Source organism: Lichenibacterium minor (assembly GCF_004137685.1).
GTDB lineage: Bacteria > Pseudomonadota > Alphaproteobacteria > Rhizobiales > Beijerinckiaceae > Lichenihabitans > Lichenihabitans minor.
Genome location: NZ_QYBB01000002.1, coordinates 246,363 through 271,455, shown reverse-complemented (window position 1 = coordinate 271,455; position 25,093 = coordinate 246,363). Strand labels below are relative to the sequence as shown.

At 71.0% G+C, this 25,093-nt stretch carries 28 protein-coding genes and 2 tRNA genes; 13 read left to right on the top strand and 17 right to left on the bottom strand.

Translation table 11 applies throughout. The annotated features are described in order from the left end of the window. Positions 1-9: 9 nt before the first annotated feature. The 4 genes from rsmG (at position 10) to D3273_RS03380 (ending at position 3,048) form a co-directional block, all read left to right on the top strand. Complete coding sequence (gene rsmG / locus D3273_RS03395) at positions 10-657, top strand: 16S rRNA (guanine(527)-N(7))-methyltransferase RsmG (protein ID WP_245500962.1); 648 nt, start codon at positions 10-12, stop codon at positions 655-657. Further along, positions 650-1,453 (top strand): ParA family protein, encoded by an 804-nt coding sequence (locus D3273_RS03390; RefSeq protein ID WP_129223493.1) that lies wholly within the window; start codon positions 650-652, stop codon positions 1,451-1,453. The genes rsmG and D3273_RS03390 overlap by 8 nt, the downstream gene beginning before the upstream one ends. Positions 1,454-1,467: 14 nt before the next feature. Then, the gene (locus D3273_RS03385) at positions 1,468-2,355 is read left to right on the top strand and encodes a ParB/RepB/Spo0J family partition protein (protein WP_129223767.1); all 888 of its coding nucleotides are present in this window, start codon (positions 1,468-1,470) and stop codon (positions 2,353-2,355) included. Between the two features lie 165 nt (positions 2,356-2,520). Beyond that, a complete protein-coding gene (locus D3273_RS03380) occupies positions 2,521-3,048 on the top strand; it encodes a hypothetical protein (protein WP_129223491.1) in 528 nt (175 codons plus the stop codon). Between the two features lie 403 nt (positions 3,049-3,451). On the opposite strand, the gene D3273_RS03375 is transcribed toward D3273_RS03380, so the two are convergent. The 8 genes from D3273_RS03375 to D3273_RS03340 all read right to left on the bottom strand — a co-directional run bounded on the left by D3273_RS03375 (position 3,452) and on the right by D3273_RS03340 (position 9,805). Beyond that, positions 3,452-3,823: a hypothetical protein gene (locus tag D3273_RS03375; protein ID WP_129223489.1), complete on the bottom strand. Its 372-nt coding sequence runs from the start codon at positions 3,821-3,823 to the stop codon at positions 3,452-3,454. 12 nt (positions 3,824-3,835) lie between these two features. Further along, positions 3,836-5,404, bottom strand: a complete 1,569-nt coding sequence (locus D3273_RS03370; protein WP_129223487.1) for a GMC family oxidoreductase — start codon at positions 5,402-5,404, stop codon at positions 3,836-3,838. Between the two features lie 60 nt (positions 5,405-5,464). After that, the gene (locus tag D3273_RS03365) at positions 5,465-6,013 is read right to left on the bottom strand and encodes a gluconate 2-dehydrogenase subunit 3 family protein (RefSeq protein ID WP_129223485.1); all 549 of its coding nucleotides are present in this window, start codon (positions 6,011-6,013) and stop codon (positions 5,465-5,467) included. Positions 6,014-6,089: 76 nt separating this feature from the next. Next, positions 6,090-6,485 (bottom strand): VOC family protein, encoded by a 396-nt coding sequence (locus D3273_RS03360; RefSeq protein ID WP_129223483.1) that lies wholly within the window; start codon positions 6,483-6,485, stop codon positions 6,090-6,092. After that, positions 6,485-6,880 carry a c-type cytochrome gene (locus D3273_RS03355; RefSeq protein ID WP_428977751.1) on the bottom strand — a complete coding sequence of 132 codons (396 nt, stop codon included), beginning with the start codon at positions 6,878-6,880 and terminating at the stop codon, positions 6,485-6,487. Before D3273_RS03355 ends, D3273_RS03360 begins: the two co-directional genes overlap by 1 nt. Positions 6,881-7,412: 532 nt before the next feature. Next, entirely contained in the window at positions 7,413-9,014 is a 1,602-nt protein-coding gene (locus tag D3273_RS03350; RefSeq protein ID WP_207210659.1) for an OpgD/OpgG family glucan biosynthesis protein, read from the bottom strand. Between the two features lie 39 nt (positions 9,015-9,053). Further along, on the bottom strand, positions 9,054-9,290 hold the full coding sequence (locus D3273_RS03345; RefSeq protein ID WP_129223481.1) for a hypothetical protein: 237 nt from the start codon (positions 9,288-9,290) through the stop codon (positions 9,054-9,056). Between the two features lie 110 nt (positions 9,291-9,400). After that, entirely contained in the window at positions 9,401-9,805 is a 405-nt protein-coding gene (locus D3273_RS03340) for a hypothetical protein (RefSeq protein ID WP_129223479.1), read from the bottom strand. 127 nt (positions 9,806-9,932) lie between these two features. Between D3273_RS03340 and D3273_RS03335 the strand changes: the two genes are divergently transcribed. Beyond that, a complete protein-coding gene (locus tag D3273_RS03335; protein WP_129223477.1) occupies positions 9,933-11,138 on the top strand; it encodes an adenylate/guanylate cyclase domain-containing protein in 1,206 nt (401 codons plus the stop codon). A 9-nt stretch (positions 11,139-11,147) separates the two neighbouring features. Here D3273_RS03335 and D3273_RS28080 read toward each other — a convergent pair whose 3' ends face one another. Continuing rightward, positions 11,148-11,285: a hypothetical protein gene (locus D3273_RS28080; protein ID WP_165359362.1), complete on the bottom strand. Its 138-nt coding sequence runs from the start codon at positions 11,283-11,285 to the stop codon at positions 11,148-11,150. Between the two features lie 126 nt (positions 11,286-11,411). On the opposite strand from D3273_RS28080, the gene D3273_RS03330 reads away from it, so the two are divergent. Together D3273_RS03330 and D3273_RS03325 are read left to right on the top strand one after the other, a co-directional pair. After that, positions 11,412-12,113, top strand: coding sequence for an HAD family hydrolase (locus D3273_RS03330; RefSeq protein ID WP_129223475.1), 702 nt, complete (start codon positions 11,412-11,414; stop codon positions 12,111-12,113). Positions 12,114-12,147: 34 nt separating this feature from the next. Then, positions 12,148-12,549, top strand: coding sequence for an acyl-CoA thioesterase (locus D3273_RS03325; RefSeq protein WP_129223473.1), 402 nt, complete (start codon positions 12,148-12,150; stop codon positions 12,547-12,549). 126 nt (positions 12,550-12,675) lie between these two features. Here D3273_RS03325 and D3273_RS03320 read toward each other — a convergent pair whose 3' ends face one another. The 3 genes from D3273_RS03320 to D3273_RS03310 all read right to left on the bottom strand — a co-directional run bounded on the left by D3273_RS03320 (position 12,676) and on the right by D3273_RS03310 (position 16,267). Continuing rightward, the gene (locus D3273_RS03320) at positions 12,676-13,248 is read right to left on the bottom strand and encodes a GNAT family N-acetyltransferase (RefSeq protein WP_129223471.1); all 573 of its coding nucleotides are present in this window, start codon (positions 13,246-13,248) and stop codon (positions 12,676-12,678) included. A gap of 331 nt (positions 13,249-13,579) precedes the next feature. Beyond that, positions 13,580-13,927, bottom strand: a complete 348-nt coding sequence (locus tag D3273_RS03315; RefSeq protein ID WP_129223469.1) for a hypothetical protein — start codon at positions 13,925-13,927, stop codon at positions 13,580-13,582. Positions 13,928-14,419: 492 nt separating this feature from the next. Continuing rightward, positions 14,420-16,267, bottom strand: coding sequence for an ABC transporter ATP-binding protein (locus D3273_RS03310; RefSeq protein WP_129223467.1), 1,848 nt, complete (start codon positions 16,265-16,267; stop codon positions 14,420-14,422). A 110-nt stretch (positions 16,268-16,377) separates the two neighbouring features. Here D3273_RS03310 and D3273_RS03305 point away from each other — a divergent pair, with 110 nt between their 5' ends. Continuing rightward, complete coding sequence (locus tag D3273_RS03305; RefSeq protein WP_129223465.1) at positions 16,378-16,620, top strand: DUF2188 domain-containing protein; 243 nt, start codon at positions 16,378-16,380, stop codon at positions 16,618-16,620. 305 nt (positions 16,621-16,925) lie between these two features. On the opposite strand, the gene D3273_RS03300 is transcribed toward D3273_RS03305, so the two are convergent. The 3 genes from D3273_RS03300 to D3273_RS03290 all read right to left on the bottom strand — a co-directional run bounded on the left by D3273_RS03300 (position 16,926) and on the right by D3273_RS03290 (position 17,748). After that, positions 16,926-17,001: transfer RNA gene (locus tag D3273_RS03300), tRNA-Ala, on the bottom strand. 84 nt (positions 17,002-17,085) lie between these two features. Beyond that, positions 17,086-17,161, bottom strand: a tRNA-Ala gene (locus D3273_RS03295). Positions 17,162-17,367: 206 nt separating this feature from the next. Continuing rightward, on the bottom strand, positions 17,368-17,748 hold the full coding sequence (locus D3273_RS03290; RefSeq protein ID WP_129223463.1) for a TIGR02300 family protein: 381 nt from the start codon (positions 17,746-17,748) through the stop codon (positions 17,368-17,370). Between the two features lie 260 nt (positions 17,749-18,008). Here D3273_RS03290 and cmk point away from each other — a divergent pair, with 260 nt between their 5' ends. Further along, positions 18,009-18,632 carry a (d)CMP kinase gene (cmk, locus tag D3273_RS03285; RefSeq protein WP_245500961.1) on the top strand — a complete coding sequence of 208 codons (624 nt, stop codon included), beginning with the start codon at positions 18,009-18,011 and terminating at the stop codon, positions 18,630-18,632. 122 nt (positions 18,633-18,754) lie between these two features. Here the strand turns inward: cmk and D3273_RS03280 are convergent, their stop codons facing one another. Next, on the bottom strand, positions 18,755-19,993 hold the full coding sequence (locus D3273_RS03280) for a diguanylate cyclase domain-containing protein (protein ID WP_165359361.1): 1,239 nt from the start codon (positions 19,991-19,993) through the stop codon (positions 18,755-18,757). Positions 19,994-20,219: 226 nt separating this feature from the next. After that, entirely contained in the window at positions 20,220-21,338 is a 1,119-nt protein-coding gene (gene dnaN / locus D3273_RS03275) for a DNA polymerase III subunit beta (protein WP_129223457.1), read from the bottom strand. A gap of 290 nt (positions 21,339-21,628) precedes the next feature. Between dnaN and D3273_RS03270 the strand changes: the two genes are divergently transcribed. The 4 genes from D3273_RS03270 (at position 21,629) to D3273_RS03255 (ending at position 25,025) form a co-directional block, all read left to right on the top strand. Continuing rightward, a complete protein-coding gene (locus D3273_RS03270; protein WP_129223455.1) occupies positions 21,629-22,222 on the top strand; it encodes a tyrosine phosphatase family protein in 594 nt (197 codons plus the stop codon). A gap of 10 nt (positions 22,223-22,232) precedes the next feature. After that, the gene (locus tag D3273_RS03265; protein ID WP_129223453.1) at positions 22,233-22,436 is read left to right on the top strand and encodes a hypothetical protein; all 204 of its coding nucleotides are present in this window, start codon (positions 22,233-22,235) and stop codon (positions 22,434-22,436) included. A 125-nt stretch (positions 22,437-22,561) separates the two neighbouring features. Then, positions 22,562-23,566 (top strand): Gfo/Idh/MocA family oxidoreductase, encoded by a 1,005-nt coding sequence (locus D3273_RS03260; RefSeq protein ID WP_129223451.1) that lies wholly within the window; start codon positions 22,562-22,564, stop codon positions 23,564-23,566. A gap of 67 nt (positions 23,567-23,633) precedes the next feature. Next, positions 23,634-25,025 (top strand): MATE family efflux transporter, encoded by a 1,392-nt coding sequence (locus tag D3273_RS03255; protein ID WP_129223449.1) that lies wholly within the window; start codon positions 23,634-23,636, stop codon positions 25,023-25,025. Positions 25,026-25,093 lie beyond the last annotated feature (68 nt).

Here is a 25,093-nt window from a genome sequence, read left to right as displayed (position 1 = left end):
CGGTTCCCCTTGCCCGCCATCACCGACGATCGCCGCCGCGCCCTCGCCCTCGTCCCCGTTCCACGTGAAACGGAGGAGCGCTTCGCCGTCTACGCCGAGCTCCTCGAGCGGTGGCAGCGCATCAAGAACCTCGTGTCGCCGACGACGCTGCCGGAGGTGTGGACCCGCCACCTCGCCGACTCGGCGCAGATCCTGCCGCTGATGCCGGACGCCCTGCGCTGGGCCGACATCGGCTCGGGCGCGGGCTTCCCGGGCCTCGTCGTCGCCATCCTGCTGGCCGGCCGGCCGGGAGCCCACGTCGACCTCGTCGAGGCCAACGCGCGCAAATGCGCCTTCCTGCGTGAGGTCGCGCGCGCCTGTGGCGCGCCCGCCACGGTCCACAACGCACGCATCGCCGACGTGCTGCCGGGGCTGGAATCCGTCGAAGTCCTCACCGCGCGGGCGCTGGCGCCCTTGCCCGACCTGCTCGAAATGGGCAAGGTCCTCATCGACGGTGGGACCACGGCCGTGTTCCTCAAGAGCCGGGCCGAGATCGGCGACGAGCCCGGTCTCGCGCCGGGCTACGAGGCCCGCCTGCTGCCGAGCGTCACCTCGCCCGACGGCCGCATCCTCGTGGTGCGGCGCGCCGCCCCCCCGAAAGGCCCGAGCCATGAGTGATCTTCCCGCGCGCGTCCTGGTCCTGGCCAACCAGAAGGGCGGCGTCGGCAAGACAACGACGGCCATCAACCTCGGCACCGCGCTGGCGGCCGTCGGCGAACGCGTCCTGCTGATCGACCTCGACCCGCAGGGCAATGCCTCGACGGGCCTCGGCGTCGAGCGCCGCGACCGCGCCGTCTCGACCTACGGCGCGCTGACGGGAGACCATTCCCTGGCCGAGGCCTGCCGCGCCACCAACGTGCCGAACCTGTGGATCGCGCCCTCCACCATGGACCTGCTCGGCCTCGACCTCGAGATCGCCGACCACAAGGACCGCGCCTTCAAGCTGCGCGACGCCCTGCGTCGCCTCGCCGACACCGAGGACGGGCAGCGCTTCACCTACGTGCTGGTGGACTGCCCGCCGTCGCTGAACCTGCTCACCATCAACGCCATGGCGGCGGCGTCCAGCGTGCTGGTGCCGCTGCAATGCGAGTTCTTCGCGCTGGAGGGCCTGTCCCAGCTCCTCGCCACGGTCGAGCAGGTGCGGGCCAACCTCAACCCCGGCCTGTCGATCCACGGCATCCTGCTGACCATGTTCGACCCCCGCAACAACCTCGCCACCCAGGTGGTGGCGGACGTCCGCGAGATCATGGGCGACAAGGTCTACGAGACCGTCATCCCGCGCAACGTGCGCGTGTCGGAGGCGCCCTCGCACGGCAAGCCGGTGCTGCTCTACGACCTCAAATGCGCGGGCTCCCAGGCCTACCTGCGGCTCGCCTCCGAGGTCATCCAGCGCGAACGGAGGCTGGCGGCGTGAAGGGAATCGCTTCGATGGCGGAGGAGGGGGGGCGCTCGCGCCTCGGGCGGGGACTCGCGGCGCTGATCGCGGATTCGTCGGCGCAGATGCCGACGTCCCCCGCCCCCGAGGCGCGCGACCGGCGCCGGGTGCGCCACGCCGACGTCCGCCCCAACCCCAACAACCCGCGCCGCACCTTTGTCGACGAGGACCTGACGGACCTGTCGAACTCCATCCGCGAGAAGGGCATCATCCAGCCTATCGTGGTGCGGCCGGCGCCGGGGCGCGCCGGTGCCTACGAGATCATCGCGGGCGAACGCCGGTGGCGCGCCGCGGGCGCCGCGGGGCTCGACGAGGTCCCGGTCGTCATCGTCGAGGTCGACGACAAGGGCGCCCTCGAGCTCGCCATCATCGAGAACGTCCAGCGCGCCGATCTCAACCCGATCGAGGAGGCGCGCGGCTACGAGAGGCTGGCGCGCGAGTTCGGCTATTCGCAGACCGACCTCGCGCGCATCATCGGCAAGAGCCGCAGCCACGTCGCCAACATGATCCGGCTGTTGAAGCTGCCGGGCAGTGTCGAAGCCATGGTGGTCGACGGGTCGCTGTCGGCCGGCCACGCACGGGCGCTGCTGGTGTTCGACGATCCGGAGCCTGTGGCGAAGCGGGTCGTGGCCCGCGGCCTCAACGTGCGGGAAGTCGAGAAACTCGCGCAGGCGCATCAACGGCCGGTACCGCTTCCCGCCGACGTGGCGAAGCCCAAGAGGGCCCCGCACGGCGAGGAGACCAGGGCGCTGTCGAAGCGCATCGCGGCGGCGCTCGGTCTCGGCGTCGAGATCGACACCCGCGGGGCCGGGGGCGAGATCCGCATCCGCTACGAGACGCACGACGAGCTGGAAAGCCTGTGCCGGCAGTTGACGCGCTGATCGAGCCTTCGCGTAGGGCCCTTCGGCCGGAGTGACGGCGACGTCCCGAGGGGCCGCGATGGCGGCCCGTCGGCGCGGTCAGGGCCGGAGCGTTGCCGATAATTGATGCAGCGCCGGGCCGACGATGCCTTTTGCGGCCGGAAACCGCCGTGGTAATCGTCCCCCATGTTGTCCACCATCGTCGTCCCACTTCCCGCCGCCGCGGATGCGAACGGCCGGCCGGGCGCCCTCCTGCGGACCTTGGCGGCCCTCGTGCCCGCGACGGTGGAGGGCGTGGTGCGGGACGTGACGCTGCTTCAGGTGGGCGAGGCCGCGTCCCTGGCCGACATCGCCGACGAGGCCGGCTGCCAGTTCGTCGAGGAACGCGATTTCCCGGCCGCCCTGGCCCGGGGCGTCGCGGGCGCCCGCTCGCCTTGGATCTTCGTCGTCAAGGCCGGCACCGTGCCGTCGCGCCTGTTCGGCGAGGAGGCTGCCCGCGCGCTCGAGGGCGGGCTGGAAGCCGGGCGCGCGCTGCTGCTGCGCGAGCAGCCCGCGAGCCTGCTGACGCGCTGGTTCCCCGCCCTCGCGCCCGTGGCGGGCGTCATCCTGCCGCGCGATCGGCTCGCGGGCGCCCCCTGCGCGAGCTTCGCCGACGTGGTCCGCAGGGCTCGCCCGGCGCGCACCCTGCCCACCGCCGCAGTCTCGCGGGTGTGACCTCGCTCCCGGCGGTGCGGGTCCGCCTTCCCCGCCTGCGGCGCGGGGGGCCCGCGCTGGGCGCCGCTCCTGAGGTGCTACGGGCACGCTGACGCATCCCACACCAGGGCCGGCTGTTTCTCATCCCGAGCAGGCCCGCGAGGCCGCGTCGAGGGACGCACCGTGCGAAACGCCCCTGCGTCGGAGCACCCGCATCCCCGCACCCTGAGCCTGCCGAAGGACGACGCCGCTCGGCAGGCCTCCCCCAGGGTAGGGGAGGGGAGACAGGGTCAGTCCAGGCCGCCGTCGGACGCGTGGCGCCACGAGGGAGCGGCGTGCGTCCGCGATCCCCGGCGGTCGAGGCCTTCGACCGCCGGTGCCATGCCGCCCGGCACCGACGGTGAGCCACCGGTGCCGAACGGCGTCAGTTCTTCGGCGCGGTGCCGTCCACGGTCGTCGGCGTGGCGATCCTGACGTCGCTGGTGTCGGCTTTGCCCGACGGCCGGGGGCTGTCGGCACAGGTGGCCGTGGCCCCGGTCCCGCCCGTGCAGGCCGCGCGGTCGGTGACCACCGGCGCGCCCTTGTCGGAGGCCGCCGGGGACCCGTTGGGGCTGTTGGGAAAGGCCACCGAGTCGGTCTTCTTGGTGGGGTCTCCCGCCGGCGGCGTCGGCGTCGAGGTCGCGGCATTGTCGGCCATCACCACCGGGCCCCGGAGGGTCGCGGCGTGGAGCGGGCAGGCCAGGGCGGCCCCGGCGAGGATCAGCGGCAGAGCCGCGAGGGTGGCGAGCTTCGGCATGGTCCGTCTCCCTCAGATGTCGCGGCTCTGCATGCGGGTCGCGATGTGGTCGGCCTGCCGGATCGCCAGGGACACGATGGTGAGCGTCGGATTGCAGGCCGCGCCGGAGGTGAACTGCGAGCCGTCGGACACGAACAGGTTCTTGATGTCGTGCGTCTGGCCGAACTTGTTCAGCACGCCGTCGCGCGGCTTCTCGCTCATCCGGTTCGTGCCCATGTTGTGGGTCGAGGGATAGGGCGTGGTGGGCAGCGTCACGGTGGCGCCGACCGCCTGGTAGATGGCGGCGCCCTGCCGGTAGGCGTGGTCCCGCATCGCCACGTCGTTCGGGTGGTCGTCGTAGTGGACGGAGGCCACGGGCATGCCATGCTTGTCCTTGGCGACGGGGTCGAGCGTGATGCGGTTCGTTTCCTGCGGCATGTCCTCGCCGATGAGCCACATGCCGGCCATCCGGGGATAGGCCTCCATGGAGGCCGTGAAGGTGCGGCCCCAGGCGCCGGGATTGAGGAAGGCGGCCATGAAGGGGATGCCGAGCGAGATGGTTTCCATCTCGTAGCCGCCCATGAAGCCGCGCTTCGGGTCGTGGACCGCCTCGTCGCGGATGATGCCCGCCATGGTGGTGCCACGGTACATGTGGACCGGCTTCTCGAAGATGCCGTAGACCGAGCCCGTCATGTGGCGGAGGTAGTTGCGGCCCACCTGGCCGGAGGAGTTGGCGAGCCCGTCCGGGTACATGGAGGAGGCGCTGTTGAGCAGCAGCCGCGGGCTTTCGATGGAATTGCCCGCCACGGCGACGACGCGGGCCTTCTGGCGCTGCGTCTTGCCCTCGCCGTCGACGTAGACCACGCCCGTCACCTTGCCGGTCTGGTCGTGCTCGATCTTCAGCACGTGGGAATCGGGCCGGACTTCGAGGTTGCCGGTGGCCTCGCCCTTGGGGATCTCCGACACGAGGGTGGACCATTTGGCGCCGGACTTGCAGCCCTGGAAGCAGAAGCCGATCTGCTGGCAGGAGCCGCGGCCGTCGCGCGGCTGCGAGTTGATGGCCATGCGGCCGGTGTGGACCTCCTTGTAGCCGAGCTTGCGGGCGCCGGCTTCCATCACCTTGAAGTTGTTGTTGCCGGGCAGCCCGGGGATGCCGTTGGTCCGGGTGACGCCCATCTTGTGCTCGGCCTTCTCGTACCAGGGGTCGAGTTCGGCGCGGGTGATGGGCCAGTCGAGCAGGTTGGCGCCGTCGAGGCCGCCGTAGGTCGACTTGATCTGGAACTCGTGCGGCTCGAAGCGCAGGGAAGCGCCGGCCCAGTGGACGGTGGAGCCGCCCACCGACTTCACGATCCACGCCGGCAGGTTGGCGAAGTCGCGCGCGACCCGCCACGAGCCCGAAGTGGTGCGCATGTCGGTCCAGGCGAGCTGGGCGAAGCTTTCCCACTCGTCGTTGACGAAGTCCGACGTCTCGTTGCGCGAGCCGGCTTCCAGGATGACGGTCTTGATGCCCTTCTGGGCGAGCTCGTTGCCGAGCGTGCCGCCGCCCGCCCCCGAGCCGACGATGACGACCAAGCTGTCATCGTTGAGATCGAACTGTGCCATAGTGTTTCCTCCGACTGTTTCGCCTTCGTGGTGCAGTTGTCCGCCCGTTCGGGGAGCGGCCTAGACCTTCGGAAGCCAGTCGATGTCGTTGAAGCCGCGGTTGATGTAGCCGCCGTATTCGGCGGAGGAGCCCTCGTAGCCGAACTTGGGCCAGAGCTCGTGCTGGTTGTACAGCGAGACGACGAGGTCGGCGCGGATCTTGCCGAAGAAGTCGGTGTGCTCGATGCCCTGGAGCAGAGTCACGCGGTCGACCTCCCAGGGCACGTCCACGTAGGTGGTCTTGAAGCGGTCGTGGGCGTCGCTGTCGAGGCGCTTGACGCCGTCGACCAGCATGGCCTTCACGGCGGCGTCGCCGGCGGCCTTCTTGTCCCAGGGCTTGATGGCGGTGATGTAATAGACGTCGCCGATGAAGTCGTGCGGGTACACGTCCCGCGCCATCTTCACCAGGGTCTTGAGCTGCGGCGCGGTGAGGGCCTGGCCGTCCTCGGCCCAGGCATCCGTGATGCTGAGGCCCGTGCCGGCCGCGATGGCGGCGGCGGGGGCCGCCGAAGCCGCCCCCTTCAGGAAGGTGCGGCGGCTGTACCGGCTGCGCGGGTCGATCACTCTCATGGGTGTTCCTCCGGGTTGCTGGGCTTCGCCGGAGGGGCGGTCTGATGCCGCCTCGCTCCGGGTCGGCGGGAAGGCTTCAGCCGAAGCGGCCGCCCTTCTGGATGACCTCGATCTTGTAGCCGTCGGGGTCGGTGGCGAAGAAGAAGCGGGCGAGGGTCCGGCCCTCGTGCTTGAAGTCCTTCGGCGCGGTGGCGGGGAAGCCCTCGCGCTCGAAGCGGGCGTGCTCGGCGTCCACGTCGTCGACCACGACGGCGAGGTGGCCGTAGCCGTCGCCCAGGTCGTAGGGCTTCGCCTGGTCCTTGTTGACCGTCAGCTCCAGCTCGAAGGGCGACGAGGGGTGGCGCAGGTAGATCAGCGCGAAGCCGTCGAAGTCGAACTTCTCCGCCTGCTCCAGCCCGAAGGCGCGGGCGTAATAATCGGTGCTGCGCTTCTCGTCGCGCACGCGGATCATGGAATGGACGGGTTTGGCCATCAGTGCAGGTCCTTCAGGTATCCGATGATGGCGGTCCTTACCTCGGCTTTCCCCTGGTGGTAAGGCATGATGGCGCCGGGGATCACGGCCTGGGGGTTCGCCAGCCAGGGGTCGAGATGCGCCTCGTCCCAGTTCCAATCGGCCTGGGCGAAGCCCGGCGAGTAATGGAAATCCGCGACGGAGCCGGCCTTGCGCCCGTACACGCCGTCCAACGTCGGTCCCTGGCGCTTGGGGTCGGAGGCGTGGATCGTGTGGCAGGTGGCGCACTGGTTCTTGAACAGCTTGGCGCCGTCCGGGGCGGACGCCTCCGGCAGGGCCATCTGGGCCGAGGCGGTGCCCGCCAGGGCCGTGGCGGCCATCAAACCGATCGCGATCGCGCCCATCGTCGCCCGCATGCGTCGTCCCCTCCCGCCGGACCGCTCCTGCGCCGCAGCAAGCCTCGAAGGGCCAGCGGCGGGCGGCGATCTCGGGCACAGGCTAGGGTGGATCGGTGGGCCGATGGTGGTAGCGGGCTGTTGCGGCCGTCGAATTTCAGGCGCCCAGGCGGGCTGGCCGATCCGCGATCCGCCGGCCAGCACCGCGCGGCGGGGCGGGATCGTCCGTCGGCCACCAGATCAGCGCAGGGGGTGTCGGGGGAGCCTCGCTCGCCGCCCCAGGCCTCCACCTCGTCCCCCGGCAGCGGGCCGAGGGACGCCGGTGCGGGCGCGATCCTGCCCTTCGGGGCGCCGGGACGCCTCGGCCCGACCGCTCCGCATGCGACGAGGCGCACGACGGCTCCCTCGTCGTCGACGATGACGACGTCGTCGCCGCGTCTATCCCGCGCGAGCAACTCGGGCAGCCGGGGTCCCGGCTCGATCGACGGTGGAGGCCGGCATGGGAGCCTCCTCCCCCTTCATCGATCCGGGGCCCCGCGCCCGAAACCGCCCTTCAGAAGGGGTGGTACTGGAACAGCCAGGTCTCGCTCAGCGTCTTGTCGCCGCTCTTCAGGTACATCCGCAGCTCGACGGGATCCTGGCCGTCCACCGTCAGGTCGAAGGAGGTCAGCCAGTGGCCCGGCACGCCGTCGGCCACGGCTTCGGTGATCTGGTAGGGGCCGATCGTGCCGCGCGACGCCGTCACGACGTGCTCGGGCACCGTGCCGAAGGGCAGGGTTTCGAGCGGGCCGCCGAGGAACTCGACCATGAACTTGCGGGAGCCCTGCGGGCGGGGCAGGCCGGGCTGGCCGCCGCGGCCCAGCCGCGTCGCCGTCACCTTGGCGAGCGGCGCCGGGAAGGGCTCGTAGGCGAGCCAATGCTGCCTGTAGTGGAACGCGTAGGCGTTTCCGGCCTTGGCGGCCTCCTGCGGCACCCACATGGCGACGATGTTGTCGTGGATCTCGTCGTCGGTGGGGATCTCGATCAGCTGGACGGCGCCGTGGCCCCAGTCGGCCAGCGGCTCCACCCACACGCTCGGGCGCTTGTCGTAGTACACGCCGTCGACGTAGTGGTCGAAGATGCGGTCGCGCTGCAGGGTGCCGTAGCCCCGCGGCGACACGTCCGAGAAGGCCGAGGCCGTGGTGCGGGGCGGGTTGTTCAGCGCGCGCCACAGGCGCTCACCCGTGCCGGTCCACAGCGCTAGGCCGTCGGAATCGTGGACCTCGGGACGCCAGTCGATCGCGGTCGGCTTCGCGGTCTCGGAATACCAGTACATGGTGGTCAGCGGCGCGATGCCGAGCCGCTCCACGTCCTTGCGCAGGTGCAGCGTGTGCTCGACCTCGATGGTGACGCCCTTGCCGCGCGTCATCAGGAACCGGTAGGCGCCCGTCACGGAAGGCCCGTCGAGCAGGGCGTAGACCGTGATGGTGTCGCCGTCGCCCGCCGGGGTCTCGATGTAGAACTTCGTGAAGTCCGGGAATTCCTCGGGCCGGTCCGCCACCGCGGTGTCGATCGCGATGCCGCGGGCCGATTGGCCGTACTGGTAGAGCTCGCCGATGGCGCGGAAGTAGGACGCCCCGAGGAAGGCCGCCCAATCGTTGTGGCGCCAATCGAGCTTGCCCCCGCGCGGCTCCTGCACGCGGAACCCCGCGAAGCCGATGCCCTTCGGCAGCTGGCGCGCCGGGCTGTCGGCGGGGATGTTGAACATCGCCTGGTCGTAGACGATCTCGCGCGACAGGCCGTCCTTCACCACCAGCATGTCGACCGACTTGGCGAAGAACATGCCGAGGTGGAAGAACGTCACCGGGAAGGCGCCCGGGCCGGCCGCGAAGAGCGCCTCGTCGGTGTTGAAGGTGATCCTGCCCCATTGCTCGTAGTTCAGCTGCTGCACGATGTCGTGCGCGGGCAGCATCGGGGGCTTGTAGGGCTGGCCCGCCATCGCCTTGGCCTCGGCCTTGAGCGCGTCGAAGGAGAAAGGCTTCGGGTCCGCGAGCTTCAGCGCGCCGGTGCCGGCGGCGTCCTGCGCGTCGGCCGGCGTCACGGCCGCGGGCAGCAGCCCGAAGGCCGACGCGGCCGCCATGGCCGTCAGCAGCGAGCGGCGGTCGTAGTCGGTCATGGGCGGGGCTCTGTGGGGCAGGGGAGAGGGGGCGAGCCGTCAGTGGCTCAGCGGCTCGACCTTGATGGCGGCGCGCATGAAATAGTAGAGGCCGACGAAGCCGGACAGGCCGAAGGCGATCTCGACGCCGCGGGCCACCGTGGGGGCGAGGCCGAAGATGCCGCCGAGCGCCCAGCCGGCCGCCCAGGACATGCCGACGAGCTCCGTGCCCACCAGGATGCACACCGACACGATGGTGGTGAGGTTGCCCCAGTTGATGATCCGCGCTTGCGCCAAAACTGTCTCCGGAGGTCAGCGGCCTGCGGCGGACCTATAGCAGCGAGGGGGCGGTTGCAAGGCGACGCCCTCCGGGGTGCCGGGGCGGAGGCGCCCCGGCCCGGGCGGGATCAGCGGCGCGTGGCCTTGGCGAGCAGGAAGCCGACGCCCGCGGCGAGCAGCAGCGCCAGGGCCTTGTTGTCGCCGGTGAAGCGCGCCGCGCGGTTGCGATAGGCCCGGCCGCGCTTCACCGCATCCTCGTAGACGCGGACGCTCTGCTCCTTCAGGGCATCGGCCCTGTGCTGGCCCTCCTCGTAGGCGTCCTCGGCGGCAGTGCGGGCGTCGGCATAGGCCTGCTCGGCGGCATGGAGCGCGTCGTGGTAGGCGTCCTGCGCTTCGGCATAGGCCTGCTCGGCGGCCGCGGCGGCCTGATCGTAGGCGCCGCCCAGGTCCCGGCCGAGCTTGCCCATGGCCTTGGCGCCGGCGCTGCCCGGCTTGGCGTTGCGGATCCTGTCGATCGCGGTGTCGCGGCTCATGTGTCCCTCCCGAAGCAAGCTGTGGCTTCACAGCACCGCCAACGACCGAAACCGCCGATCGGGTCCCGAAGGCGCGCGACCTCCGCGCGGGAGGCGGTAACCTCGCGCCGCAACCGGACCCCGCCCCATGCCGACCCCCCTCGCCCCGCCCGCCGACCTCGACGACCTGCCGGGCTGGATCGCGCGCCACGCCACGGAGGTGGCCGACGGGGGAGCGCTGCTCGAAGCCCTCGGCCTCGCCCTCAACGCCGCCGGCCTCCCGGTGTCGCGGCTCAGCATCGGTGCGCCGTCGATCGATCCCGCCCATCGCGGCATCACGGCCGTGTGGCGCCGCGGGCGCGGCGTGGCGCTCACCGCGACGGCCCACGGCCCCGAGGGTCAGGCGGAGTTCGACCGCAGCCCCATCGCGGCCCTGAAGGCGGAGGGCCACGCCCGCGGGCGCTGGAACCTCGAAGCGGGCGAAGGCTGCAACCGCTTCCGGTCGATGGCCGAGGCGCGGGCGGAAGGCGGCACCGACTACCTCATGCACCTGATCCGCTTTCCGCCCGGGCTCGCCATCGCGGGGGCCGGCCTGTCCCACGTGACGGATCGCCCGGGCGGCTTCGCCGAGGCCGACGTGGCGCGCATCGAGCGGCACCTGCCCGCGTTCGGCTTGGCGGTGCTGCGCCTGTGCCTGTCCAAGACGCTGAACGGCCTGCTCGGCGCCTACCTCGGGCCCCGCGCGGCCGGGCGCGTCATGTCGGGGCAGATCCGGCGGGGGCAGGGGGAGCTGATGTCGGCCGCGATCCTGCTCGTCGACCTGAAGGGCTTCACGGCGGCCGCCGACCGGGAAGACCCGCACCGCCTCGTCGGCTGGCTCGACGAGCACCTCGACGCCCTGGGGCTCGGCGTCGAGCCCTGCGGCGGCGAGATCCTGAAGTTCACCGGCGACGGCTTCATCGCGGTGTTCCCCGTGCGGGACGGGTCGGCGCTGCCCTGCGGGGTCTGCGGGCGGGCGCTGGAAGCGGCCCGGACCGGCCTCGCCCACAACCGCCTGCTGGCGGAGCGCCGCCGCGTCGCCGGGGAACCCGCGCTGGCGGCCGACCTCGCGCTCCACTACGGCGACGTCGTCTACGGCAACGTCGGCACGGCGAACCGGCTGGACTTCACCGCCATCGGCCGCGCTGTCAACGAGGCGAGCCGGATCGAGACGCTGTGCGACGCCACGGGGCGCCACATCCTCATGTCGGACAGTTTCGCCCGCCGCTGCGGGGCCGGGCTGATCGACCTCGGCACGTTTCCGCTGCGCGGCGTCGCGGCGCGGCAGCGGCTGTGGACGGTGCCGGAAGCCTGACGCGGCGCGTCACTGCGGGCGGCGGCGCGTCATCGACATGGCGAGGACGAAGCCCAGGACGAGGGCGGCGGTCCAAAGCGTGCGGGCCATGATGTCGTCCCCTTCGTTCGACCGCTGCCCGGCGAAGGCACGCCGTCCGTACGGCACGGCGCGGCGTCGACGGGATCTCGCCGGTGTCGCCCGCGGAAGACTGGACAAATCCCGGAAATGCGGTTCCGTTCCCCGCGGGAGGCTGCGGGGCGGCCCTTCTTTCGCCGCAGGGGCGCCGCAGCCATGCCGATTGAGCTCGTTTGCCTGGATGCCGACGACACGCTGTGGCACAACATGCGCCACTTCGAGTCGGCCGAGCGCGCCCTCTTCGACCTGCTCGCCCCCTTCGCCGAGGCCGGCGTGTCGCGCGCCGCGCTCGACGCCGCCGAGAGCCGCAACCTCCGCCTCTACGGCTACGGGGCGAAGGGCTTCACGCTGTCGATGATCGAGGCCGCGGTGGAGCTCGTCGGGCCGGCGCTGACGGCCGACACCGTCGGCGGCATCCTGCGCATCGGCCGCGACCTGCTGGCCCACCCGGTCGAGCTGCTGCCGGGGGTGGACGCGGCGCTCGACGCCCTGTCGGGCCGGGCCCGGCTCGTGCTCGTCACCAAGGGCGACCTGCTCCATCAGGAAACCAAGCTCGCCGCTTCGGGGCTGGGCGGCCGCTTCGCCGGCGTCGAGATCGTGTCCGACAAGACCGCCGCCACCTATGCCCGGGTCTTCCACGCCCATGGCGCGGCGCCGGAGCGCGCCGCGATGGCGGGCGACTCGCTGCGCTCGGACGTGCTGCCGGCGCTGGCGGCGGGCGCCTGGGCCGCCCACGTGCCGCACGGCATCGCCTGGTCGCACGAGCGGGCCGAGGAGCCGGACCACCCGCGCTACCGGCGCCTCGCCGCGCTGGCCGACCTGCCGGGCTGGATCGACGCCATCGGCCGGGCGCCCTAAGGTCGCGGGATCCGATCCTCACGGGACACCGGCGATGACCTCAGATTCCGACATCCCCGGCCTGCCCGAGGCCGCCCCCCACGTCCGCGTCATCGCCATGCCGGCCGACACCAACCCGGCGGGCGACATCTTCGGCGGTTGGCTGATGGCGCAGATGGACCTCGCGGCCGGCAACGCCGCGGCGCGCCGGGCGCGGGGTCGCTGCGCCACCGTGGCGGTCGACAAGATGACGTTTCACCAGCCCGTGCTGGTGGGCGACGAGGTGAGCTTCTACGCCGCCATCGAGCGGGTGGGGCGGACCTCGATGGTGATCCGCGTCGAGGCCTGGCGCCGCTCGCGCGACGCCGACGAGGTCGGCCGCGTCACCGGCGCCACCTTCACCTTCGTGGCGATCGGCGACGACCGGCGCCCGCGCGAGATCCCGCCGGAGGGGTGAACGCCTCGCGCGGCTTCCGTCTGTGGAGCCGTCCGGTCGTCGGTGCCACGGGCCGGCGGAGAGGCCGTGGCGAACCGGCAGGGTGGCGCGGCTTGGACGGTCCGGCATGGGCACACCCATAACGATCTAACGACTGTTGCCGTTGGCCGCGTTCACCTGATTTCTATGGACGCGGTAAAGCTCAGCTCGCCGGTGAAGTGCTTCTCGCCCTGGTATATCGAGGTCACCAGCTTGATCCCGATTCATCCCAATCCGCTTCATCACGCTGAATGACGCTTCGTTCCCTACTACAGCGTAGGAGACGATCTCAGAAAGGCCGAGCCGTCCGAAGCCGTCGGCGAGGGCTGCTCGGGCAGCCTCCGTGACATAGCCCTTGCCCCAATGCTCACGGGCCAGCCGCCAGCCAATTTCGACGCCTGGGGCAAATGGCATGCTCGAATCTACGCGCATCAATCCAGTGAAGCCGACAAAGGGCGCTACGCCGGGCACCTCAAGAGCCCAGAACCCGAAACCATGCTCCTCTATGTGACGCTGAAAGCCTTCAGCCTGTTCGTCACTCTGCGCGCGCGTGAGTAGGGTTGGCCAGAACCGCCTGACCTCAGGGTCGGCGTTAAGGGCCGCGTACACGGGAAGATCCGAGGGTTGCCACTGGCGCAGAATAAGCCGAGGCGTACGGATTGGCTCCTGACTGTGCTGCATGCCTTGACTGTCCTCTGACCGCCCGCCCGATCGGCGATGACCATCACGTTGTGACATCGTCAACTCAGCCACGCCAAGGCGGTATCTAACATTTTAGCCCTTCCGCAGGAGGCTCGGCCGAGGCGAGCAGAGCCAGAGGGGTTTTGTTCGATACGGGTATGGCTCAGGTGAACCGACGCGGCTGGGCTTCGAAGGCCTACCTGGACCGGTTCGCTTTGGGTACACCCTCATTGAACTCGCAGGCTTTAACCAGCGCTCGGATGTTCGATGCACATTACAGATCAAATAACTATTAATATTTTATTGATTATCATCGGAAAGGCAATCAGTATCAATCTTTTATCCAACCTCTTATTAAGCGTCCCACTTTGAATTCTATCTGTTTCCAGTTCTTCAACTCACTACGGGGCATTCCTATTTCTATTACGAATCTATCTTGAGACATAACAAGAAGACAACTTGAATTTGAAAGCGTATTCTCTCCTTCACAACGAGCAAAGCTGAAATTATTAGTGTTTTCAGAGACGAATATGTCCCTTACTACAGGAGATGAGGACTTCATGTATTCCAATCCAAACATGCTGTCGGATCGCACCAGTTCCTTATTGAATTTGACGTATCTCTCAAACTGCTTTTCTGGATCTGATATATTGTTCTTCTCTCGGATCAAGATGTCCATGTAGAACTCGCCGTGCATCAATCGGCTAGGGATCCCTAGCCTAACTTCACTCGTGGAATTTAGTCCTGGCCAGACACATACGATCAAACAAGAATGCGGATCCAAACGAGAAGAATTTGGTGCAACGAATTCTTTAGGAACATCCATCCGGATAGATCCACCATAGATCTTTCTCGTATCCATATACAATAATGGAACCTGTCCGCCATGGTCGGCTATTTGTGAGAGAGATCGTAGGAGCGCTAAGACGGTCATTATGTAGGGCATGCGATAGCTCGGTTGGCTGAGGGGCACCCATAACATAGTCTAGAGCGTGCGCTTTCTTGGTTCGTTTTGGGTATGCCCCGAGCGAACCGCAGCACCGGTTCGTTTTGGGTCTGGAAACCCCCTACCCAAATCTATTTTTCAAAACGAACCATGCAAATCGCACCGTCGCGGAGAGCGATCGGCAGGGAGCGCCGCCCGTGGCCGATCCCGCCCGAACCCCGATCCTCACGCCGCCTCGTCGATGAAGCCGCCCGACTGCCGGTGCCACAGGTCGGCGTAGATGCCGCCGCGGGCGAGCAACTCGGCGTGGGTTCCGGTTTCCACCACGCGGCCGTGGTCCATCACGATCAGCCGGTCCATGCGGGCGATGGTGGACAGCCGGTGCGCGATGGCGATCACGGTCTTGCCGCCCATCAGCGCCGTCAGGCTGTCCTGGATGGCGGCCTCCACCTCGCTGTCGAGCGCGCTGGTGGCCTCGTCGAGCACCAGGATGGGGGCGTCCTTCAGGATGACGCGCGCGATGGCGACGCGCTGGCGCTGGCCGCCCGACAGCTTCACGCCGCGCTCGCCCACGTGGGCGTCGTAGCCGCGGCGGCCCTGCCAGTCCTCCAGGCCCAGGATGAACTCGTGGGCGTGGGCGCGCTTGGCAGCGGCCACGATGTCGGCCTCGGCGGCGTCCGGCCGGCCGAAGGCGATGTTCTCGCGGATGGAGCGGTGCAGCAGCGACGTGTCCTGCGTCACCACCGACACGGCGCCGCGCAGGCTTTCCTGGGTCACGCCCGCCACGTCCTGCCCGTCGACCAGGATGCGGCCGCCTTCGAGCTCGTGGAAGCGCAGCAGCAGGTTGACCAGCGTGGTCTTGCCCGCGCCGGAGCGGCCGACGAGCCCCACCTTCTCGCCCGCGCGGATGCGCAGGCTGAGGTCGTGGATCAGCCCCGCCTCCTTGCCGTAGCCGAACCGGATGGCGTCGAAGCGGATCTCGCCGCGGTCCACGGCGAGTTCGCCCGCGTCGGCGCGGTCCTGCAGGGCGATGGGGCGGGCGATGGTCATCATGCCCTCCTGGATGGTGCCGAGGTTCTCGAACATGTCGGTCACCTGCACGGCGACCCAGCCGGCCGCGGAAGCGATCTGCCAGGTGAGCGGGATCGCCATCGCGACGGTGCCGACGTCGACCCGCCCGCCCTGCCACGCGGTGACGGCCAGCGCGGTCTCGCCCACCAGCATCAGCGCGTTCATGGCCTGGAGCGAGATGAACAGCGTGGACATCAGGCGCATCTGGCTGCGGTAGGCGACCGTGTGCTGGTCGAACACTTCGCGCACGTGCCGGTCCTCCTGGGCCAGGCGGGCGAACAGCTTCACCGTGAGGATGTTGGTGTAGCCGTCGACCACGCGCCCGACGATGAGGGACTTCATCTCGCTCGTCCGCTTCGAGCGGTCGCGCAGGCGGGGCACGATGAAGCGCAACAGCACCGCATAGGCGCAGAACCACGCCACGATGGGGACCATCAGCACGGCGTCGATCCGGCCCAGCACCGTCAGCGCCGTCACGCCGTAGACCACGATGCCCCACACGGCCGTGATGCCCGCGATGGCGCTCTGGCGGATCGCCGGTCCGGTGTCCATCACGCGGGACGCGAGGCGGCCGGCGAAGTCGTTCTGGAAGAAGGGCCAGCTTTGCCGCGCCACGTGCCGGTGGCTCTGCCAGCGCACCATGTTGGTGACGTTGGCCATGATGGCGACGTGCGAGATCATGTTCTGCGTCGCGATGGCGGCGGGGCGCACCAGCAGCACGACGGCCACCATGGCGAGCAGCAGTGCGTGGTTCTCGCCGAAGAAGAGCTCGCGCGGGGTGGACGCGATGGCGCGCACCAGCCGCCCGATGAACCAGGGCACGGACGCGTCGAGCACCGACACGGAGAAGCCGGCCACGAACAGCGCGGCGAACAGCGGCTTCGCCTGGGACACGAAGTGCCAATAGAAGGGCACCAGCCCTTCCGGCGGCTGCACGGGGTGCGGATCGGGGCGCGACGCGTCGCCGGTCGGCGACAGGAAGGATTCGAAGAAGCGGAACATCGCGGGGCGTTAACGTGCAACCGCGGCGAGGGTGCGGCCGTCGGAACCTCGCGGGGCGTGGCAAGTTTGCCAAGGCCTTCGACATATCCGAGCCAAAAGGGAGCCCCGAGATGGCCGACATCCATTACGAGATCGTGGAACACGACGGGGGCTGGGCCTACCGGCTCGACGGCGCCTATTCGGAAACGTTCCGGACCCGCGAAGGCGCCCACAAGGCCGCCGAGGCCGCGGCGGCCGAGCAGGGGACGCCGGGCGACAGCGAGGCCATCTCCTACCAGGACCCGAAAGGCGAGTGGCACGACGAGATCGCCCGGGGCGAGGACCGGCCCAGCGCCGACGTCACGGACGTGTGATCCGCCGACGTCCATCCTGCCGGTGGCGCCGGGACCGTGCCGCACGGCCCCGCTCGCGCCCCGCGACGGCGCCGTCCCGGGTCGGACCCATGATCGCCGGGCCGGGTCCCGGCACGCCGCCCCGAGCCGCCCGGGACGCCACTGGCAGGGTGACGTTTCGACGCCGTGGGCCGGCGCCGGTCGACGGACCCGGCATCGCCGGGCGGCTGGTGCACTGGCGCGGGTGATGTCGGACGGAACGGTCGGGCGGCGACCGTCCCCGGGCCGTCAGCGCGTCGGGTCGATCGATGATGATGTCAGGGGAGTGGTGGAGTCAGACGGAATCGAACCGACGACCTCTTCAATGCCATTGAAGCGCTCTACCAACTGAGCTATGACCCCATCCTTTACAACCACCGCTTGGAGACGGGGAGGGAACCTTGTTCGTCACCTGTGATCCGGATCGGCTCAGCCGGATCGGTGTCGTGGTGGAGCCAGACGGAATCGAACCGACGACCTCTTCAATGCCATTGAAGCGCTCTACCAACTGAGCTATGGCCCCACTTTAGTCCGCGCAAGTCCGATTGATGTCGGGCTCCACCCTGATCTTGTGACCGCGTCGAAGCGGGGCCACCTGATCTGGCGCCGCTCGATGAGCGGCGGCGAGGTCGGTTCTATAACTTCGTCATTCCGGCCGCACAAGCCCGATTTTCTCGGGGCGCCGGGTTTTTCCGCCGGCCCCCCGGAGGCGACCGGCGGGGAGAAGGCTCACGCCTCCTCGTCGTCCTCGATCTCGCCGTCGATCAGGTCGGCCACGTCGTCGTCGCCCTCCTCCTCCTCTTCGAGGAAGGTGTTGTCGTCCGCGGGCGTGTCGTCGACCTCGATGTCGTCGTCGGTGGCGGGCTCGGGCTTCTCGCCGGCCTCGGCCTCGTCGAGCGACACGATCTCGACGCCTGCGGTCTCCTGCTCGACCTCACCCTCGTCGCGCGCCGCCACGGCCGCGGACGCGCGGGCCGGGGCACGGGCGACCGGCAGAGGCACGAACACGGCGCCGCATTTCGGGCACAGGATCGGGTCGCGATTGAGGTCGAAGAATTTCGTCGCGCAATTCTGGCACTGATGCTTCGCGCCAAGTTCGGGTTTTGCCACAGTCCATCCTCACGGCACCGCGCGCGCGGCGCCGCTGCCCTTCTTCAACGATCGGAAGCAAGGGGTTAGGGCGGGCAAGGCGGCGGCGTCAATCGGAAAGTGCCGGGGCGGCGGCCCCGTAATGACAGCCATCGGCCGGCATGGTACGAGCGCGGCGTTTGCCGTTCCCCTGCCCGGAGCCCGCTCTTGCCCATGCCGACGCGCCGTCCGGGCGCCCGCTCCGCCCTTCGCGGCCGCGCCGCAGCCTGCGGGTGCGCGCCGTGATCATCGCCATCGACGGCCCGGCCGCGTCCGGGAAGGGCACGCTGGCGCGCAAGCTCGCCGACCATTTCGGCCTGCCCCACCTCGACACCGGCCTGCTGTACCGCGCCACGGCCCGCGCCCTGATCGACGCCGGCGAGCGGCTCGACGACGCCGCTTCCGCCGTGGCGGCCGCACGGGGCCTGGCGCTGACGGAGTTCGACGAGGCGCGGCTGCGCGGCCGCGCCATGGGCGAAGCGGCGTCGGTGGTGGCCGCCATCCCCGCCGTGCGGGCGACGCTGGCGGCGGCGCAGCGCGGCTTCGCGCTGCGGCCGGAAGGTGCCGTCCTCGACGGGCGCGACATCGGCACCGTGATCTGCCCCGAGGCGGACGTGAAGATCTTCGTCACGGCGAGCCCGCAGACGCGGGCGCAGCGCCGCGCGCTCGAACTCGCCGGCCGCGACGAGCCCGCCGACTACGCCGCCATCCTCGAGGACATCCGCATCCGCGACGAGCGCGACAGCACCCGCGCCATCGCCCCCCTGCGCGCCGCGCCCGACGCCCACGCGCTCGACACCACGGCGCTCGACGTCGAGGGCGCCTTCGCGGCGGCGCTGCGCTTCGTGCCCGCCGGCCGGCGTTGATCCGCCGGCCCGGTCGACGCCCGCGGGCGTCGCTCTCGTCCTGAACGGCCCCGGAGCGCCGTGGCGCCGGGGGGAGGGCCCCCGAACACCTGCGCGGGTCGAGGGCGGGACGGGACGGGATTTCAGGCGGAGATGCGCCAGGCTCCGCGCCCGTCGCGCTTGACGGCGAACAGGGCCGCATCGGCCCGCTCCGCCAGCGCCGCCAGGGTGCGGTCGGCGTCGCGCCACAGCGCGGCCCCGACGCTGGCGCCGATCTCGACCCGCCCCGCGGAGGTCGCGACGGGTCGGCCCACGGCCCCGACGATGCGGCGCGCCAGCCCGGCCAGGACGTCCTCGGTGGCGCCGGGCACCAGCACGGCGAACTCGTCGCCGCCGAGCCGGGCCGCCACGTCCCCGGGCCGCACGTGCCGCCGCAGCCGCGCCGCCACCTCGCGCAGAACCGCGTCCCCCACGGCATGGCCGTGGGTGTCGTTGACGGGCTTGAACCGGTCGAGGTCGATCAGGAGCAGGCCGAAGGCACCGCCGTCCCGCGCCCCGGCGGCGAGGCGCTGGCCCAGGGCATCGAAGCCGCGCCGGTTGGTGAGCGCCGTCAGGCTGTCGGTGGCGGCCTCGGCCGCCACGACCTCCTGGCGCAGCTTCTGGTCGGTGATGTCCACCACCACGCCGACGACGTTCTCCGGCCGGCCGGCCTCGTCGCGCGTCAAGCGCCGCCGGCACGACATCCAGCGCAGGTCGCCGACGCTCGTGCGCAGGCGGTATTCGGCCGCCGACGCTTCCGCGTCCCCCTGCACCAGCGCGCCGATGTCGAGCGCGGCCCGGTCCTCCGGCAGGACGAACCCGGCATAGGCGGGCCCGTCCAGCAGGCCCGCGTCGGGGCCGGCCACGAGGCGGCTCAACTGCGGCGAGATCCCGAAGCGGCGGTCCGCGATGGAATAATGCCAGAACCCCCCTTCCAGCAGGTCCATGGCGAGCGCGATGCGGGCGTCGACCTCGCCGGCCCGGCGCTCGATGTCCTTGCGCGACGTGATGTCGACGCTGAGCCCCACCAGCAGCACGACGGGCCCGTCCTCGGCGTCGAACACCGGCGACACGGTGGTGTGCCACCACCGCCCGCCGCCGGGCGCGTCATAGAAGCTTTCGAAGTCCACCGACGCGCGGCCGCCGACGCAGCGCCGGTAATGGCCGAGCAGCTCCTCGGCATACCCGGGCGACAGCAGGCTCCGGGGGGTCTGGCCGACGAAATCGGCCGGTGCGACGCCGATCACGTCCGCGAGGCGCCGGTTGATGCCCGCGTAGGTGAAGACGTCGCCCGCCACCGCGACCGAGAAGGCCGGAGCGCCGATCTGCTCGACGTCGATCATGCCATCTCCGGGCACGAAGCGAGGACCCCGATCCGACCTCGATCCATCTGACTGTCCTTCAACCGTGAGGGCCGGGCCGGGCGGCCCTTCCGGAACCGCGCCCCGTTCCCATCGCACGGGAAGCTGCGGCACGGCACCCGTCATGGACGATAAACCTCGTCCGACGGCCGACCCGCGCCGCGCGCGCATCTCGGCGCGCGATCGGCCCTTCCCTCAACCCCGGATGTCAGACCCGCATGGGCATCAGCACGTACAGGGCGGGGGCGCCTTCGCGGTCCTGGACCAGGGTCGGCGAGCCGGGATCGGCGAGCTTCAGGAAAGCGGTGTCGCTGTCGAGCTGGGCCGTGATGTCGAGCAGGTACCGGGCGTTGAAGCCGATGTCCAAGGGGCTCGCGTCGTATTCGACGTCGAGCTCCTCCGTGGCGGAGCCGGAGTCGGGGTTGTTGACGCTGAGGATCAGCTTGCCGTCGCTCAACGCCAGCTTCACGGCCCGGCCGCGCTCGGCCGAGATGGTCGACACGCGGTCGACCGCGGCCGCGAAGGCGCTCTTCGGCACCACCAGCATCTTGTCGTTGCCGGCCGGTATGACGCGGCCGTAGTCCGGGAAGGTGCCGTCGATGAGCTTGGTGGTCAGCACCACCGCGCCCAGCGTCAGGCGGATCTTGGTGGCCGACATCTCGATGCCGACGTCGCTCGCCGGGTCCTCGATGAGCTTCTGGATCTCCGCCACGGCCTTGCGCGGCACGATCACGCCGGGGATGCCGGCGGAGCCCTGCGGCGCCGCCATCTCGACCCGGGCGAGGCGGTGGCCGTCCGTCGACACGACGCGCAGCACCGTTTCGCCGTCGCGCTCCATCGTGTGGAGGTACACGCCGTTGAGGTAGTAGCGCGTTTCCTCCGTCGAGATGGCGAAGGAGGTCTTGTCGATGAGGTGCTTCAGCTGCCCGGCCGGCAGGGCGAAGCGGTGGGTCATCTCGCCGGCGGCGAGGTCGGGGAAGTCGCTTTCGGGGAGGCACTGGAGCTGGAAGCGGGACCGGCCGGAGCGCAGTACGAGCTGGCCCGTGTCGCCCGACATGTCGAGCGTCACCTGCGAGCCGTCCGGCAGCTTGCGCACGATGTCGTGCAGCGTGTGGGCCGGCAGCGTCGTGGCGCCCTCCTGGGCGACGTCGGCGGGCAGCTCTTCCGTCACTTCGAGGTCGAGGTCGGTGGCCTTGAGGCGCAGCGTGCCGGCCCCGGCGCGCACCAGCACGTTGCTCAGGATCGGGATGGTGGTGCGGCGCTCGACGACGCGCTGGACGTGCCCCAGCGCCTTGAGCAGGGCCGCGCGTTCGAGGGTGACTTTCATGGCGGGACCCGATCCTAAGCAGGTCGCCGGAGAGCGCCCCGCGCGCTCCAGCGACCTGCGCTGAGACAAGAAGCCAAGCGGGCGGAGCGTCGGCCTGCCGACGCGGACCTGCTTGGACGAGACGTGCCGGACCCCGAGGCGACGGGCGGGACCCGGATGGCGCACCCTTCGCCGAAAAACCGTGAAGGGCGGAGACTTTTGCCCGGCGCGCCGATTTGCGCAAGCGCCTGGGCGGCGGCCGGGGCGGGAAACCGTGGAGGGCGGCCGCGTCCCGTGCTAGCCATCGCGGCATGAGCCGAGCCTTCTCCCTCCTCACCGTCTGCGGCCTCGACGAGCTCGAGTCCCACGCCGACCGCGGCGTCACCCACGTGCTGTCGATCGTCGACCCCGGCCGCGACGACCACCCGGCCTTCGCCCGCTACGGCGACCCGGCCCGCCTGACGCTGCGGTTCAACGACGAGATCGAGCCCGGGCCGAACGTCGTCCTGCCGGAGCGGGGCGACGTCGAGGCGATCCTGCGCTGGGGCCGCGACGCCTTCGCCCGGCCGGACGGCGCCGGCGCGGGCCACATGCTGGTCCACTGCCACATGGGCATCTCGCGCTCCACCGCCGCCATGACGATGCTGCTGGCCCAGGCGCATCCCGAGGAGGGCGAGGGGGACGTCGTCGCGCGGGTGCGGGCCATCCGGCCGATCGCCTGGCCCAACCTGCGCATGACCGAGATGGCCGACGCCATCCTGGGCCGCGGCGGGCGGCTCACGGCCGCGGTGGCGACGCTCTACGCCGGCAACCTCGCCCGCAGGCCCGACCTCGCCGAGGTGATGACGCGGCTGAACCGCGCCCGCGAGGTCGCGCTCGGCCGCGCCGCCCAGGCGGCGGCCTGAGGCGCCGCCGGTGGGGGCGCTCGCCATCGCCTGCGGGGCGCTGATCGTGCTCTTCGGCCTCCTCACCACGCGCCACGCCCCAACGGACGCTCAGTTCGGCACCGAGATCACCTGCCTGGTGGGCGGCCTCGTGCTGATCTTCGTCGGCGTGGCGCTGCGCCGGATGGACCGTCTCGCCCGCAGGTTCGACGAGGCCGAGCCCCCCGACGCGTGACGTCGCGGCACGGCCCGTGCCCGGCCCGAGCCGGGCGAATGCGCCCCGGGCGTTGTGGGACAGGCCCCCGCGCGGCTATCGTCCACCGCAAAGCGGCACCGGTGCCGCGTTCGAGGGAGGATGGAATGGCGCTCAGAATCGGCGTGATCGGCGTGGGCATGATCGGGCAGGACCACATCCGCCGGCTGACCACCGTGCTGGCCGGCTCGACCGTCACGGCGGTGTCTGACACCGACGCGGCCCGTGCCCGCGAGGTGGCGGCGCGCTTCGCCGGCGTCGAAGCCTTCGCCACCGGCGAAGAGCTGATCGCGTCCCCCGCCGTCGACGCCGTGCTGGTGTGTTCCTGGGGGCCGAGCCACCGGCAGTACGTCACGGCCGCGATCCGGGCCGGCAAGTTCGTGTTCTGCGAGAAGCCCCTCGCCACCACCGAGCGGGACGGCCTCGCCATCATCGACGCCGAGGTGGCCCACGGTTCGCGCCTCGTGCAGGTCGGCTTCATGCGCCGGTACGACCCCGCCTACCGGGCCATGAAGGCGTCGATCGACGGGGGCGAGATCGGCGCGCCGCTGATGTTCCATTCGTGCCACCGCAACGCGTCCGTGCCGTCGCACTACACGGCCGACATGGCGATCGTCGACACGGCGGTCCACGACATCGACGTGGCGCGCTGGCTGTTCGCCGAGGAGGTGTCGGAGGTCATGGTCGTCACGCCGAAGAAGTCGGCGCGCGGGGGCCTCCTGCAGGACCCGCTGCTGATCCTGCTCCGCATGGCGGGCGGGGCGATCGTCGACGTCGAGACCAGCGTCAACATCGACTTCGGCTACGACATCCGCGGCGAGATCGTGGGCGAAACCGGCACCGTGGCCTTGGCCGAATCCGCCACCGTGCTGGTGAAGCGCGGCGGCACGGTCGCGGCCCGCGTCCCCGAGGACTGGCGCGAGCGCTTCAGCCGCGCCTACGACGTCGAGCTGCAGGACTGGGTGGACGGCTGCCTCGCCGGCACGGCATCGGGCCCGTCGAGCTGGGACGGCTACGCCGCCACCGTCGTGACGGATGCGGGCCTCGCCGCGGCGGCGTCGGCGGCCTGGGCCAAGGTGAACCTGCGCGACAAGCCGTCGATCTACGGCTGAAGGCCCGGGGCGCCCGCCCGCCGCCCCGGGCGTGGCGTCCCGCCCCCCGCCCCTGTAGGACGGGGGCATGGTCCCGTCCCCTCCGCCCCACGCCCCCACCGCCCCCTGGCGCCGGGAGCTCCGGGCCTGCGCGGCGCTGAGCCTTCCGCTCGTCGTCACCAACGCCATCGAGATGGCGATGAACCTCACCAACGCCGCTTTCGTGGGCCGCATCGCCCCGGAAGCGCTGGCTGCCGTGACGCTGGCGCTGGCGCTCTACAGCGTGGCGCTGACCTTCGGCATCGGCCTCACGGCCGCGGTGTCGCCCCTCATCTCCGCCGAGGTCGGCCGCACCGGCGGGCGCGGGCCGGCGGCGCGGCGCGTCGTGCAGGGCGGGCTGTGGAACGCCGCGCTGATCGTCGGGCCGATCTGGCTGATCCTGTGGCGGGCGGAGCCGATCCTGCGCGCCGCCGGCCAGGAGCCCGCGCTGGCCCGCGCCGCGGGCGCCTATCTCCACGTCATGCAGTGGGGGCTCCTGCCCGTGCTGGTGTACCTCGTGCTGCGCTCCATGCTGGCCGCGCTGGAGCGCCCGCGCTGGGCGGTGATGACCGGGGTCCTCGGCATCGCCGTCAACGCCGGCCTGAACGCCGCGCTGATCGGCGGCGGCCTCGGCCTGCCGGCGCTGGGCGTGGCGGGCTCGGCGCTGGCGACGCTGCTGTCGAACCTGTTCATGGCGGCGGTGCTGGCCGGGGCCGTGCTGCTGGACCCGCGGCTGCGCGACCTGCGCCTCCTCGGCGGCATCGCCCGCCCGCCGGTCGCCGCCTGCGCGGCGCTGTGGCGCGTCGGCCTGCCGATCGGCATCGGCGTCATGCTGGAAACCGGCGCCTTCGCGGCCGCCACCGGCCTCGTCGGCGCCCACGACCCGGCGGCGCTGCCGGCCCACGCCATCGCGCTGCAGGTGGCATCCTTCACCTTCATGGTGCCGCTCGGCATCGCCCAGGCGGTTTCGGTGCGGGTCGGCCGGGCGGCGGGCGCCGGCGACGCCGCCGGGGTGGGCCGCGCCGGATGGGCCGGCCTGGCGCTCGGCCTCGGCACCATGGCGGCCACGGCGCTGGCCATGCTGGCGCTGCCCGGGCCCATCATCGGCCTGTTCCTCGACCCCGCGACGCCGGGCGCCGGCGCCGTCGCCCGCACCGCGACGGCCCTGCTGGCCCTGGCGGGGGCCTTCCAGATCGCGGACGGCGCCCAGGTGGTGCTGGCCGGCATGCTGCGCGGGCTCCAGGACACGCGCGCCCCGATGGTCATCGCGGGGGTCGGCTACTGGTGCTTCGGCGTCCCGATCGCGGCCCTGCTGGCGCCCCGCTACGCCGCGCCCGGCGTGTGGGTCGGGCTGCTGGCGGGGCTGTTCGCCGTGGCGGCCATGCTGCTGTGGCGTTGGCGCTTCCGCCGCCCGCCGGGCGGGCCCGCCCCGTCGCGCTGAGCCCTGGCGCGGGCCACGAGGGGGCGCCGGGAGGGTGGCGCGGCGCGGCGCGGGGCGGTAGGACACGG

Coding starts and splice junctions, on each gene's coding strand:
- D3273_RS03390 (WP_129223493.1), top strand. CDS start 650: ATGAGTGATCTTCCCGCGCGCGTCCTGGTCCTGGCCAACCAGAAGGGC.
- D3273_RS03385 (WP_129223767.1), top strand. CDS start 1,468: ATGGCGGAGGAGGGGGGGCGCTCGCGCCTCGGGCGGGGACTCGCGGCG.
- D3273_RS03380 (WP_129223491.1), top strand. CDS start 2,521: ATGTTGTCCACCATCGTCGTCCCACTTCCCGCCGCCGCGGATGCGAAC.
- D3273_RS03375 (WP_129223489.1), bottom strand. CDS start 3,823: ATGCCGAAGCTCGCCACCCTCGCGGCTCTGCCGCTGATCCTCGCCGGG.
- D3273_RS03370 (WP_129223487.1), bottom strand. CDS start 5,404: ATGGCACAGTTCGATCTCAACGATGACAGCTTGGTCGTCATCGTCGGC.
- D3273_RS03365 (WP_129223485.1), bottom strand. CDS start 6,013: ATGAGAGTGATCGACCCGCGCAGCCGGTACAGCCGCCGCACCTTCCTG.
- D3273_RS03360 (WP_129223483.1), bottom strand. CDS start 6,485: ATGGCCAAACCCGTCCATTCCATGATCCGCGTGCGCGACGAGAAGCGC.
- D3273_RS03355 (WP_428977751.1), bottom strand. CDS start 6,880: ATGCGGGCGACGATGGGCGCGATCGCGATCGGTTTGATGGCCGCCACG.
- D3273_RS03350 (WP_207210659.1), bottom strand. CDS start 9,014: ATGACCGACTACGACCGCCGCTCGCTGCTGACGGCCATGGCGGCCGCG.
- D3273_RS03340 (WP_129223479.1), bottom strand. CDS start 9,805: ATGAGCCGCGACACCGCGATCGACAGGATCCGCAACGCCAAGCCGGGC.
- D3273_RS03335 (WP_129223477.1), top strand. CDS start 9,933: ATGCCGACCCCCCTCGCCCCGCCCGCCGACCTCGACGACCTGCCGGGC.
- D3273_RS03330 (WP_129223475.1), top strand. CDS start 11,412: ATGCCGATTGAGCTCGTTTGCCTGGATGCCGACGACACGCTGTGGCAC.
- D3273_RS03325 (WP_129223473.1), top strand. CDS start 12,148: ATGACCTCAGATTCCGACATCCCCGGCCTGCCCGAGGCCGCCCCCCAC.
- D3273_RS03320 (WP_129223471.1), bottom strand. CDS start 13,248: ATGCAGCACAGTCAGGAGCCAATCCGTACGCCTCGGCTTATTCTGCGC.
- D3273_RS03315 (WP_129223469.1), bottom strand. CDS start 13,927: ATGGACATCTTGATCCGAGAGAAGAACAATATATCAGATCCAGAAAAG.
- D3273_RS03310 (WP_129223467.1), bottom strand. CDS start 16,267: ATGTTCCGCTTCTTCGAATCCTTCCTGTCGCCGACCGGCGACGCGTCG.
- D3273_RS03305 (WP_129223465.1), top strand. CDS start 16,378: ATGGCCGACATCCATTACGAGATCGTGGAACACGACGGGGGCTGGGCC.
- D3273_RS03280 (WP_165359361.1), bottom strand. CDS start 19,993: ATGATCGACGTCGAGCAGATCGGCGCTCCGGCCTTCTCGGTCGCGGTG.
- dnaN (WP_129223457.1), bottom strand. CDS start 21,338: ATGAAAGTCACCCTCGAACGCGCGGCCCTGCTCAAGGCGCTGGGGCAC.
- D3273_RS03270 (WP_129223455.1), top strand. CDS start 21,629: ATGAGCCGAGCCTTCTCCCTCCTCACCGTCTGCGGCCTCGACGAGCTC.
- D3273_RS03260 (WP_129223451.1), top strand. CDS start 22,562: ATGGCGCTCAGAATCGGCGTGATCGGCGTGGGCATGATCGGGCAGGAC.
- D3273_RS03255 (WP_129223449.1), top strand. CDS start 23,634: ATGGTCCCGTCCCCTCCGCCCCACGCCCCCACCGCCCCCTGGCGCCGG.